Annotated in this window: 8 protein-coding genes; 3 read left to right on the top strand and 5 right to left on the bottom strand. The window is 71.7% G+C overall.

What is annotated here, in order from left to right; genetic code table 11:
- Positions 1 to 59: 59 nt before the first annotated feature.
- Positions 60 to 335 (bottom strand): hypothetical protein, encoded by a 276-nt coding sequence (locus WMF24_RS27055; RefSeq protein WP_437730278.1) that lies wholly within the window; start codon positions 333 to 335, stop codon positions 60 to 62.
- Positions 336 to 367: 32 nt separating this feature from the next.
- Positions 368 to 532, bottom strand: a complete 165-nt coding sequence (locus WMF24_RS27050; protein WP_437630074.1) for a DUF1328 family protein — start codon at positions 530 to 532, stop codon at positions 368 to 370.
- A gap of 393 nt (positions 533 to 925) precedes the next feature.
- Here WMF24_RS27050 and WMF24_RS27045 point away from each other — a divergent pair, with 393 nt between their 5' ends.
- Positions 926 to 2,233 (top strand): DUF362 domain-containing protein, encoded by a 1,308-nt coding sequence (locus WMF24_RS27045; protein WP_437730277.1) that lies wholly within the window; start codon positions 926 to 928, stop codon positions 2,231 to 2,233.
- 341 nt (positions 2,234 to 2,574) lie between these two features.
- Positions 2,575 to 2,937, top strand: coding sequence for a VOC family protein (locus WMF24_RS27040; RefSeq protein ID WP_437730276.1), 363 nt, complete (start codon positions 2,575 to 2,577; stop codon positions 2,935 to 2,937).
- Positions 2,938 to 3,018: 81 nt separating this feature from the next.
- On the opposite strand, the gene WMF24_RS27035 is transcribed toward WMF24_RS27040, so the two are convergent.
- The 3 genes from WMF24_RS27035 to WMF24_RS27025 all read right to left on the bottom strand — a co-directional run bounded on the left by WMF24_RS27035 (position 3,019) and on the right by WMF24_RS27025 (position 7,930).
- Positions 3,019 to 3,603: a Uma2 family endonuclease gene (locus tag WMF24_RS27035; protein ID WP_437730275.1), complete on the bottom strand. Its 585-nt coding sequence runs from the start codon at positions 3,601 to 3,603 to the stop codon at positions 3,019 to 3,021.
- Between the two features lie 175 nt (positions 3,604 to 3,778).
- Entirely contained in the window at positions 3,779 to 5,830 is a 2,052-nt protein-coding gene (locus tag WMF24_RS27030; protein WP_437730274.1) for a B12-binding domain-containing radical SAM protein, read from the bottom strand.
- Between the two features lie 84 nt (positions 5,831 to 5,914).
- The gene (locus WMF24_RS27025) at positions 5,915 to 7,930 is read right to left on the bottom strand and encodes a hypothetical protein (RefSeq protein ID WP_437730273.1); all 2,016 of its coding nucleotides are present in this window, start codon (positions 7,928 to 7,930) and stop codon (positions 5,915 to 5,917) included.
- Between WMF24_RS27025 and WMF24_RS27020 the strand changes: the two genes are divergently transcribed.
- Positions 7,815 to 11,363: an FG-GAP repeat protein gene (locus tag WMF24_RS27020; protein ID WP_437730272.1), complete on the top strand. Its 3,549-nt coding sequence runs from the start codon at positions 7,815 to 7,817 to the stop codon at positions 11,361 to 11,363. The genes WMF24_RS27025 and WMF24_RS27020 overlap by 116 nt on opposite strands.
- The last annotated feature ends 1 nt before the right edge of the window (position 11,364 follow it).

Here is an 11,364-nt window from a genome sequence, read left to right as displayed (position 1 = left end):
ATCCCGCGTCGCGCGGACCCGGGGCTCCGGCCCTCCTCGCTCCGCTTCCGCTGCCGCGCTCACGCGCGGGGGAAGTCGTGGCGCGGGACCTCGTAGGGCGACGGATCCGGGATCTCGTGCGTGTGCGGAGGCGCCGGCACCTCGGGCTGGTGCTTCTCCGGAGCCCCTCCGGGGGTGGGCTGCTCCGTCGTCCCCGGCAGGTGGATCTCGCGGTCGGGCGAGGTGCGGCCGGGCGAGCCAGGGTTCTCCGGCTCCGGGCCGGGAGGGCTCATCATCGGCTGCGGCACGCCGGGCCGCGAGGGCTCGCCGGTCGACGGTTGCGATACGTTCCTCATGGCTTCACCGATTCCTTTGCCTCATGTCCGCATCACGTCGGGACGCGGCGCCCGAGCGCGAGCGAGATCACGGCGAGCACCAGGAAGGCGACGAACAGGATCTTCGCGATGCCCGCGGCGCTCGCGGCGATACCGCCGAAACCGAAGATGGCGGCGATGATCGCGATGATGAAGAAGGTGACAGTCCAGCCGAGCATGATGTCCTCCAAAGGGGTCTCAGGGGGTCGATCCGTTGTCTTCGTGGAGACGACCTCAACGTCCCGTTTGCTTGCACTCCCTGATTGCACCCCCCGTGCCGGAGCGCGGTGGAGGCTGGCGGCCGGCGCGCGCCGCGCCCTTCCGGGCCGGACGCGGCCGCGGGGCGCCGAGCTCGGCGCGCTACCTTCGGTCGGGGCTTCCGTCCGGGCACGCGGGCGGCGCTGGTTTTCCTGGGGCAGGATGCCCCGACCGTGACAGGGTGGACCTGTGCGGGCGCCGGCCGCGGCCGCGCTGCCGCGGCCTCCTGGGGGCTCCGCTGCACCGAGGCTGCACGTGGACGCCCCACAACTTCCCGGATCGGGCGACTCGGGACGAGCTATAAGGACCTGGCCATGCCGAAATCGAAGGTTGCTGTCATCCGCACGTCCCCCGCGACGGTGCTCTCGGACTACCACCGGCTGATGAACCTGGCCGGCTACCAGGATGTGGTCGCCAAGGACGCCGACACGGCGCTCAAGGTGAACATCTCCTGGCACTTCTTCTACCCGAGCTCATCCACGACGCCCTGGCAGCTCGAGGGCGTCATCCGGGCGATGACGCAGGACGGGTACTCGAAGGACCTGATCCACGCGTGTCACAACCGCACGGTCGTCATCGACGCCCACCTGGGCGAGCGCGAGAACAAGCAGGTCGACGTCGTGCAGGCGCACGGCCTTCGCAACGTGCACCTCTACGAGGGGGAGGAGTGGATCCCCATCGGCGAGGCCGTCGGCGATCTGCGGAAGAAGTTCCTCTGTCTGAACGAGGTGTACCCGAAGGGGTTCTCGATCCCGAAGCGCTTCATCGGTGAGAACATCATCCACCTGCCCACGGTGAAGACCCACATCTTCACGACGACGACGGGCGCGATGAAGAACGCCTTCGGCGGCCTGCTCAACGAGCACCGGCACTGGACGCATCCGGTCATCCACGAGACGCTCGTGGATCTCCTGATGATCCAGAAGAAGATCCACCGCGGGGTGTTCGCGGTGATGGACGGCACCTTCGCGGGCGACGGCCCCGGGCCGCGCTGCATGGTGCCGCACGTGAAGAACGTCCTGCTCGCGTCGGCGGACCAGGTGGCCATCGACGCGGTGGCGGCGAAGCTGATGGGGTTCGACCCGATGCGCGACTGCAAGTTCGTGCGCCTCGCGCACGACCTCGGCCTCGGGACGGGCGACGTGCGCGACATCGAGCTCGTGGGCGACCTGGACGCGGCGAACGAGAACTGGAACTTCGACGGGCCGTTCAAGGAGATGACGTTCGCCTCGCGCAACCAGCACCGCATCTACTGGGGCCCGCTCAAGAAGCCGGTGGAGTGGTCGCTCAAGACCTGGCTCGCGCCGTGGGCCTACGTTGCCTCGGTCACGTACCACGACATGTTCTGGTACCCGCGCTACGCGAAGGAGAAGATGGCGCCCGTGCTGGAGAGCCCGTGGGGCCGGCTGTTCGCGAACTGGGGCAAGGTGCAGCCCGACGCCGAGGGGCGAGGGTACCCCGACGTGGGGACGGCGAGCCCGGATCTGGTCCGCACCGGCGTGAGGCACTTCCTCGAGGGCATGCGCCTCGTGGGCATGGCCGTGGCGGAGTCGCCGGAGATCCAGGTCCGCAAGCGGGCGCGCGCGCAGGCGGCCGGCGGGAGCGGGGCGCCGGCGGTGTGAGGAGGCGGGGGGAGACTTTCCGCCGAGCAGCGGCGGCGGGCGCCCTGAGAGGCGCTCGCGCCGCTTGCCATGGCGGGCAAGCGGCGCTTTACTGGGAGCACGTCGAAAAAGGCGGACCGGTTCGGTGAGCCCGGTCGCTTCCGCTAGGAAGTTCTGTCCGACGCACGAGCGCCAGGACCCACGACGAGCAGGGCGCGGTCTGTGCTGCGCTCTGGTCGGGCGGTCCATGGGCGAGCACATCCATCACCAGCATCGTGCGAGAGCGCGCGCCGGCACACGTCGGCGCGGGATCGCTCGCGCATGGCGGGGCCCGACCTTTCATCCACCGGAAAGGACCCGACATGCACCTCAACCACCTCGATCTCTGCGTACCCAGCGTCCGGGAGACCAGCGAGTTCTTCGAGCGGTTCTTCGGCTTTCGCTGCCAGCGGGAGAAGGGGCGCGACGCCCTCGCCATCCTGCAGGACGAGGCCGGCTTCACGCTTGTCATCAGCCGGCTCCGCGCCGACGACCCGACCAGGTACCCGGCCCAGTTTCACGTCGGCTTCCTGCTCGAGAGCGAGGCCGCGGTCCACGAAGCCCATGAGCGGATGACGGCGGCCGGCGCTGGAGACGTCTCCCCGGTGCGAGATGTCCGCGGCGGGCCGGCCTTCTACACGCGCGCTCCCGGCGGCGTGCTCGTCGAGGTCAGCCACCGTCGCTGAAGGCGCCGGGGCGGCGCGCCGCCGACGGATCAGGGAACGACAGGGCCGCCCTGTCGACGGCCGCGCGTCGCGCGGCGTCGCTCAGGCGTCCGCGGGGCGGGCGAAGACCTTGAGATAGAGCTCGTCGACCGCCAGATCGCATCCGATGGAGGCGAGCTGAAGCTCCTCGCCCGGGCCGAGCACCCGGAGGAGCCAGGTCCCGTCCGGCTGACGGCAGAAATGCTCGATCTCCACGTGCGACTGGGAAAGAAGGACGTAATCGGTGATCGAAGGGATCCCCCGATACAGCGCGAACTTGCCGCCGCGGTCGTAGCGCTCCGAGGACTCGGAGAGGACCTCGAAGACGGCCGTGGGGTTGAGGAGCGTGTCGCGGTGCTCGTCCTCGAACAGGGGTTCACCGCAGACGACCGACGCGTCCGGGTAGACGTAGCGGTTGGCCGTCACGCTCTTGATCCGCAGGTCGGACGCGTGCGCCTCGCACGGGCGCGCCCGCAGCGCGCTTCGGAGCTCACCCACCACGTTGGCCGCGATGAGGCTGTGCTCGCGCGTGCCGCCCGACATCGCGAACACCTCACCGTCGGCGTACTCGTGCTTCAGCTCGGAGGAGCGCTCGAGCGCCAGGTACTCCTCCGGGGAGAGCTTCGCCTCGGGTGCCTTCTGGGCCATGCGGCATCGTAGCATCCGGCCCCGAACACCGGCGCCACGCTCCTTGGTCCGCCCGCTCAGCAGGATGGCGCGGCGGCAACCCGGGAAGGAGGCCGCGTGGTGCCGACGCTGGACGGCGCGCTGCCGACCGAGGCCGCTCGCGCCGGCAGCTCCTCCGGCGGCGCTCGTCGCGTGCTCAGCGCGCCGCGCTCGTGGCGTGCGACGGCCGTCGCCCCGACGTCACCGCCGGCGCCGCGCCCGCGATGAACCGGACGCGCACCGGCCTCGGTCGGAGCGGCGGCAGCGACCGCGCGAGCGCCTCGTAGGCGTCGCGCCCCACGCGCCGCTCCTCGTGCACGAGCGTCGCCCAGATCTCGGCCTCGCGTGCCTCGGCGTGCTCGGCCGCGCGCGGATCGAAGCGCAGGCCGCGCTCGATGGCCTCCGCGCCGGGCACGCCCTCGGGGGGACGCTGCGCCGCGCGGTCGCGGAAGACGCCGGGCCCGAAGCGGTCGTACTGGAGGATCGTGTGCGCGGTCGACACGGCGCCGGCCCACGGATACGTGCGCAGCGTCCATCCGCGCGACAGGTCGGCGAGCCGCGCGTCGACGTCGGCGCGCTCGGCGTCGGTCTTCCACGGCGCCCGCGGGACGAAGAACAGGCCGAGCCCGAGCTCGTCGCCCTCGAGCGCGAACACCTCGTCGATCCCGAAGCGCTCCGGCGCCTGCGCGACGAGCGAGCCGTGCGTCAGACCGAACTCGCCGACGATGTAGACCGCGAGCGCCTCGCGCCGCGCGCGGAGGAAGTCGAGCGTCGCGACGGCCTCGGCGTGCGTCTCGGTGGGGAAGTCCGTGAAGCACATCGCCTCGGCGGCCACGCCCGCGGACGCGAGGTTGTCGATCACGTCGGAGACGACCTCGACCGGCGCGCCCTTGTCGATGAGGCCGAGGACGCGCGGCGACGCGGACTCGACGCCGAGCGCGCACGCCACGGCGCCCGCGCGGCGCAGCACGTCCGCGCGCTCCTTCGTGAGGTATTTCTCCGGCTTCAGGTCGGTCGCCCACCGGACGTCGAGGCCGGCGTCGAGGATCGCCTGCGACATCTTCACGAGCGTCTTCGGCGCGACGGAGTCCTGCGACAGGTAGAAGTGGCGCGTGCCGTGCCGCGCGGCGAGCGCCCCGAGGTGCGCGACGATGGTCTCGACGGCGCGCTCGCGGTACGCCGCGGTGCCGACCTCGGCGAGGCCGTAGTGGCAGAAGGTGCACTTGCCCCAGTAGCAGCCCCGCGTGGGGTCGTACGGGAGCACGAGCGCCGGGGCGAGGTAGGCGTGGAGCGGGAGCCCGTCGAAGTCGGGGGCCGGGAGCGCCTTCAGGTCCTCCATGCCGTGCCCGGACAGCCAGCGCGCGCCCATCAGGCGGTCGCGCACGACCACGTCCGGCACGTCGCGCAGCGGCCGCCCCTCGTCGAGCGCACGGGCGAGCGCGAGGAGGGTGTGCTCGCCCTCGAAGAGGCACGCCGAGTCGAACGGCCCGAGCGCGCGGGCGAGCCGCTCGCCCGAGAGCCGGAGGAGCATCTGCGTGACGCCGGGCCCGCCGCACGTGACGTGCACGCCGGGCAGCGCCTGCTTGATCTTGAGCGCGAACGCGTACGCGGGCTGGAGCTGGCCCGGGAAGCACACGGAGAGGCCGACGATGTCGGCGCGCGCGTCGCGGAGCCGCGGCACGAGCGTCTGCTGCACCCAGCCGTCGAACGGATCGTGCTCCGGCTGGCTCGACCGGGCGATCTCGTCCATCGAGAGCAGGCCGAACGGCGTCCTGTACGCGGTGAAGTCGAGCTTGAGCGGGTGGTGCGTCGCGGAGACGACGCCGAGCGCCGCGTCGATGGTCGCGACGGCGCGCGCGTAGGCGTCGGGGTCGTGGAAGCCGTCGCCGGAGCGGAGCGTGGCCTTGGCGCGGTCGATCGCGGCGGGGACGGCGTGCGCGTCGCCGCGCGCGCGGGCGAGGGCGAGGTACTCGAGCTGATCGACGTGCGGGAGCGCGTGGCGCCGGTCGAGCTCGCCGAGGCGCGCCTCGAGGCGGTCGCGGAGGCCGGCCATGGGCTCGGGCGAGAGGAGCGCGTCGAAGGCCTCGACGTTCGCGTCGACGGGCAGCACCTCCACGCCGTTGGCGCGCAGGAAGCCGGTCAGCATCGGCACCGCGAGGTACGGCGCGGTGGGGTCACAGGTCGGCGGGTAGACGAGCGCGAGGCGCATTCGGGCGGCGGTCTAGCACACCCGGGGGCGGAGCAAGGTGCGGTGGCGGGCGCGACGTTACATCGGCGCGGGACGCGAACCGCGTCACAGCCCCGCGGGCTCCTTGAGGAGCCGCATCACCGCACCGTTGCCCACGGGGACATCGCTGCCCCCCATGGCCGGCGCGACCGCTCCTTCGTTGGTCCAGTAGACCGCCTCCTGGTCCACCACGATCGCCCTCGGTCGATCCTGACCCCGGGCCAGCTCCACCGGTGCGCCCCCCGCCTTGGGCGCGTACATCACCGTGCCGCCTTGCCAGTTGGTCCAGAACACGAACTCCCGATCGATCGCGATCCCCCTGGGGGCCGCCTGCCCTTCGGCGAAGATCTCCGGTGCACCCAGGTCGCTGCCGCCGAGGTTGATCCGGGAGATGGTCCCGTGCTCCATGTCGGCCCAGTAGACTGCCTGCGCGTTGCCCTCGGCGTCGACGTCGAGCGCGATCGCCTGCGGCGTCCCCTGTTGCTCGGCGACGATCCGCGCCGGCTCTCCCTGCCGCTTGCAGGCCACCGCGCCGGGGCTCCGCTGCTCGCGTTGCTGTCCGCCCTCGTAGATCCAGCACACCACGTCCGCCGCAGCGGCCACCCGGTACGGTGACGCGCCGAGCAGCGCGCCCTCGGTCAGCGCGGAGACGTCGTCCTGCGCGATCAGCTCAGGCCCTGCGCCGGCCGTGGTCGCTTGAAAGACCTGGTCGCCCAGCTGCTCGGTCCATACCAGCGACTTCGCGTTCGTGCTCGCGCCCTTGTAGCGCGCGATCCCGAGGGGCCTGCGCCTGCCCGTGAGCACCGGCAGCGCCGCCTCGGTCTCGGGCGACCAGGCGCGGATCTCCCCGTCCTGCGTGTCCATGCCGGTCACCGTCCAGAAGACCACCCCGGTGTCCTGATCGATCACGAGATCGCTCGGCGCGCGCAGCTCCTCCGCGATGGATAGCGGGTCTCCCCCGTCGCGCGGGATCCATCGCACGGCCCCATCCGGGTTCGGCGTGCTGTCGTCGAACGTCCCTCCCTCGACCCAGTAGATCCTGCCCTTCCTGGCCTCCGTGTCCTGCGTCGCCGCGAGCGCGATCGGGCGCAGCAGCCAGAGCGCCAGCGGCAGCGGCTGCGCCTGATCGGGCGCCGTGTAGAGGCCTCTCCCCGACGAGGACCACGGTCCGCACGTGGGCACCTTCGCGTCCTTCATCGGGCAGGTTTCGCTGGCATCTGCCACGGCCAGCCCCACGAGCTTGCCCTCTTTCGCCTTCGTGCACACCGCCTCGGGCAGGGTGATCCACCCGTCGTCCGCCGCGCGCCAGCCCGTCGTGCTCTGGGCGTCCATGGGCACGTAGCAGGCGCGATCCCCGCAGATGCCGCCGCCACGGGTCAGCAGCGCCACGTTGATCTCCGTTCCGCGGTGGGGCAGCCGCGCCCGGCACTCCCCCGCGGTCGCGTCGCTGAGCTCCGCGCTGGCGACGCCCTGCTCGAAGCAGCCCACGGTGTCGAAGCACAGCCCGCTCCCGTCGCCGTCGCCGCCGCCGAACACCAGCGTCGGCTCGTACTCGATCAGCTCTTCCGAAGGCTTCACGGCCTTCACGCAGGCCCCGGCCTCGCAGGTCTGCCCCTCGTCACAGAGGCTGTTCCTCGCCACCACGGCGTTCGTCCCGTCGCGCTTGACGGTGCCGTCCGGGTTCCGCTCGGCCTCGCCCGAGCCATAGCAGAGGAAATGGAGGGGCACCGCCAGGAGCGCGGTCCGGTCCTCGGGCACGGTGGTGACCACCTCGCGCAGCACGCGTATCTGGTCGTCGCCGCCCTGCGTCGCGATCACGCGCAGGCGCAGCGCCTGGCTGGGATCGTCCGGCGTCAAGAAGCCGAGCGTCGCGGGCAGCTTGATCCCTTCCTCCGATCCGAGCGACCTGTACGTCTGGTCGAAGATCACCGTGCCTTCGAGCGTCACCAGCACCCGGATCGCGTCGATGTCCTTGGGCAGCGACATGTCCGTCTGGAAGGCGAACATCAGCTGCCCCTTGGAGCCCGAGCAGCCCGCCCCGCCCCCGCTCGCCGCCCCGAGCGCGAGCAGCGCCCCTGTCAAGCACCATCCAGCCCGCAGGCTCCTCGCCATTATCGACCTCCGCGGCGCACATCCTAGACGCGCTCTGGGTGTGGCGGTGAACTTTGGTATGCGCTCCCGCGCCCCGCGCGCTCGCCGCGCGGCCGCAGGGTCGGCAGCCGCGCCCGCGCGCGGGACATCCGCCTCGGTGCCCGCATCCGCTGGCAGGCGAGGGGCTCGGCCGCTGCAGCCGCGCGATGGCCGCGTTGCCCGTCGAATAGAAGCGATCGTTCGACGGAACGCGCGTAGACTGCGGCGCGTGAGCGGTGAGACCATCTGCGCGCGAGGATCCTGGCTCTGGTGGGCAGCTCAGATCGCCCTCGCGGCGGCGACGGCGGCGTGCGCGAGCCGTGAGGAGCAGCCCGAGGAGCGGCTCGGAGTGGCGCTGGGGCGCGCTGTGGCCGAGGGGAAGCTCGCGTCCCCCGACAGCTCCCCGGGCGACTCGTTCGGGTATGCGGTCGCCGTGTCCGGGGACACCGCCTTGATCGGAGTGCCCAACGATACTCCCGGTGCGGGTTCCGCGTTCGTCTTCGTCCGTGATGCCGTCGGGAGCTGGTCGGAGCAGGCCAAACTCCAGCCGGCCGGCGGCGTCAGCGGCGACGGCTTCGGCTTCAGGGTCGCGCTGGACGGGGACACGGCCGTGGTGGGATCCCCTTTCCGCGACAGCGCAGGCACCGATTCCGGCGCGGCGTACGTGTTCGTGCGCGCTGGCGCGAGATGGGCCGACGGAGTGGAGCTCACGCCGGATGACGGCGCCGGAAACGATGCGTTCGGCATTGCGGTCGCGGTGGACGGGGATACCGTGCTCGTCGGGGCGCCCTCTGCCGGCAGGGCGCCGGTCGGCGGCGGAGCGGCTATCGAGTCGGGCGCGGCCTATGTGTTCGTGCGCGAGGGGGCGAGATGGCGGCAAGAGACCAAGCTCACGCCGGACGACGGCGCAGCCGGCGACAATTTTGGTCTGGCGGTCGCGCTCTCGGGCAACACGGCCATCGTGGGGGCCCCGAACCAGGACGCGTCGGACAGCCAAGATGCAGGCGCGGCGTACGCGTTCGTGCGCGCCGGCGCGACATGGCTCAGCGAAGGCAAGCTGCTCGTCGACTCTGCTGCGGACGATAAGTTCGGCACGTCCGTCGCCGTCTCTGGAGAGACTGCGCTCGTCGGGGCACCCCAGGACGATGATGATGACAGAGGGGCCGACGCCGGGGCGGCACATCTGTTCGTTCGCAGCGGTTCGAGCTGGTCCCACTCCACCAAGCTGCTCGCCGACGACACACGCTCAGATGACCAGCTGGGCGGGGCGGTGTCGCTCTCCGGAGGAAATGCGCTGATCGGGGCTCACCGCCACGACAGCGCTGCCCTCTCCAACGTGGGGGCCGCGTATCAGTTTGTTCGGATCGGCGGAGCCTGGATGCAACAGTCCAAGTTGCTGCCCGCTGACGGTGCGGCCAGCGACACGTTCGGGGTCGCGGTCGCCGTGGATGGGGCCACGGTCGTGGTCGGATCTCCCAACCACAACCGCTTCACCGGCGCGGCGTACGCTTTCCGCGCCACGCTGCCGATCCCGGCCTCTTGCGCTGTGGGCGCCGAGTGTGACAGCGGATTTTGCGTGGACGGCGTGTGTTGCATCAGCGCTTGCGGCGGCGGGGTTGCTGACTGCCAGGCGTGCAGCGTCGCTGAAGGCGCCGAGCAGGACGGCCGTTGCTCCTTGCTTCCGACGGGCGCGCCCTGTCCGGACGGCGTCTGCTCGGCGGACGGGCGCTGCGCGAGCCCCCGCGGGGCGTCTTGCGCGACAGCCGCCGAGTGCGCCATCGACCAATTCTGCGTGGACGGCGTGTGTTGCATCAGCGCTTGCGGCGGCGGGGTTGCTGACTGCCAGGCGTGCAGCGTCGCTGAAGGCGCCGAGCAGGACGGCCGTTGCTCGTCGCTTCCGACGGGCGCGCCCTGTCCGGACGGCGTCTGCTCGGCGGACGGGCTCTGCGCGCACATCCCTCGGCTCGGGGCGCCTTGCGCGACAGCCGCCGAGTGCGCCACCGACCAATTCTGCGTGGACGGCGTCTGCTGCAATGAGCTCTGCGGCGGCGGGGTTGCTGACTGCCAGGCGTGCAGCGTCGCTGAAGGCGCCGAGCAGGACGGCCGTTGCTCGTCGCTTCCGACGGGCGCGCCCTGTCCGGACGGCGTCTGCTCGGCGGACGGGCTCTGCGCGCACATCCCTCGGCTCGGGGCGCCTTGCGCGACAGCCGCCGAGTGCGCCACCGACCAATTCTGCGTGGACGGCGTCTGCTGCAATGAGCTCTGCGGCGGCGGGGTTGCTGACTGCCAGGCGTGCAGCGTCGCTGAAGGCGCCGAGCAGGACGGCCGTTGCTCGTCGCTTCCGACGGGCGCGCCCTGTCCGGACGGCGTCTGCTCGGCGGACGGGCTCTGCGCGCACATCCCTCGGCTCGGGGCGCCTTGCACGACAGCCGCCGAGTGCGCCATCGACCAATTCTGCGTGGATGGCGTCTGCTGCAATGAGCCTTGCGGTGGCGGGGTTGCTGACTGCCAGGCGTGCAACCTCGGCGGGGACGCGGACGGCACCTGCACGGTTGTCATGAACGGCACGCCGTGTCCGGGGGGCGCCTGCGCCGACGGGGGCTGCGAGAGCGCCGCTCAGGACCGCGATGGTGACGGCACTCCCGACGACAAGGACAACTGCCCGGACACCTACAATCCCAGCCAGAACGATGACCCTGACGGCGACAAACTGGGCGATGCTTGCGATCCGGACGACGACGACGACGGGGTACTCGACGCGGACGACAACTGCCCGGTGCTCGCCAACCCCGCGCAAGGCGTCAATGACTGCGGCTGCGACGCGAAGGAGGACGGGGCGGCCTGCGACGATCGCGACCCGTGCACCAGGAATGACCGGTGCCGGGAGGGCGTCTGCTCGGGCGTAGAACCGGTCGCGTGCGAGCCGTCTCAGGACGCGTGCAACACGTCCGCCTGCCATCCGATCACCGGGGAATGCGTGCTCCTCCCCAACAATGGCGTCCCCTGCGACGGCGGTATCTGCATCGGCGGGCAGTGCTATGCCGGCGGGCCTGTGACTGGCTCAGGCGGCGCGGGGGGGACGGGCGACGGAGGCCACGCGAGCGATGGGGGGGCTCCACCCGGAGGTGATGGCGGGGGCGGTGCAGGAGGCGCGGGCGGCGTCGCGTCCACCGGTGGCATCACGGCATCGGGGGCCGGCGGTGAGGAGCCGTCCGGTGGCACCACGGCCCCCGAGGCAGGTGCCGACGAGTCATTGCGGCTGCGAGGCGGTGGCTGCGCCTTGGGCGCTGCGCCGGTGCGCGTGGGTCAGGCGCCGTGGCTGTTGCTCGGGCTTTTGCTGGTGGTGCGGCGCGGCGCCGTGCGGCGGCGCCACGCCGGGACCTGAC

It is taken from the genome of Sorangium sp. So ce1335 (assembly GCF_051521615.1).
In the GTDB taxonomy this organism is placed as follows: Bacteria; Myxococcota_A; Polyangia; order Polyangiales; family Polyangiaceae; genus Sorangium.
This window is presented reverse-complemented; position numbering and strand designations above follow the sequence as displayed.

Coding starts and splice junctions, on each gene's coding strand:
- WMF24_RS27055 (WP_437730278.1), bottom strand. CDS start 335: ATGAGGAACGTATCGCAACCGTCGACCGGCGAGCCCTCGCGGCCCGGC.
- WMF24_RS27050 (WP_437630074.1), bottom strand. CDS start 532: ATGCTCGGCTGGACTGTCACCTTCTTCATCATCGCGATCATCGCCGCC.
- WMF24_RS27045 (WP_437730277.1), top strand. CDS start 926: ATGCCGAAATCGAAGGTTGCTGTCATCCGCACGTCCCCCGCGACGGTG.
- WMF24_RS27040 (WP_437730276.1), top strand. CDS start 2,575: ATGCACCTCAACCACCTCGATCTCTGCGTACCCAGCGTCCGGGAGACC.
- WMF24_RS27035 (WP_437730275.1), bottom strand. CDS start 3,603: ATGGCCCAGAAGGCACCCGAGGCGAAGCTCTCCCCGGAGGAGTACCTG.
- WMF24_RS27030 (WP_437730274.1), bottom strand. CDS start 5,830: ATGCGCCTCGCGCTCGTCTACCCGCCGACCTGTGACCCCACCGCGCCG.
- WMF24_RS27020 (WP_437730272.1), top strand. CDS start 7,815: ATGTCCTTGGGCAGCGACATGTCCGTCTGGAAGGCGAACATCAGCTGC.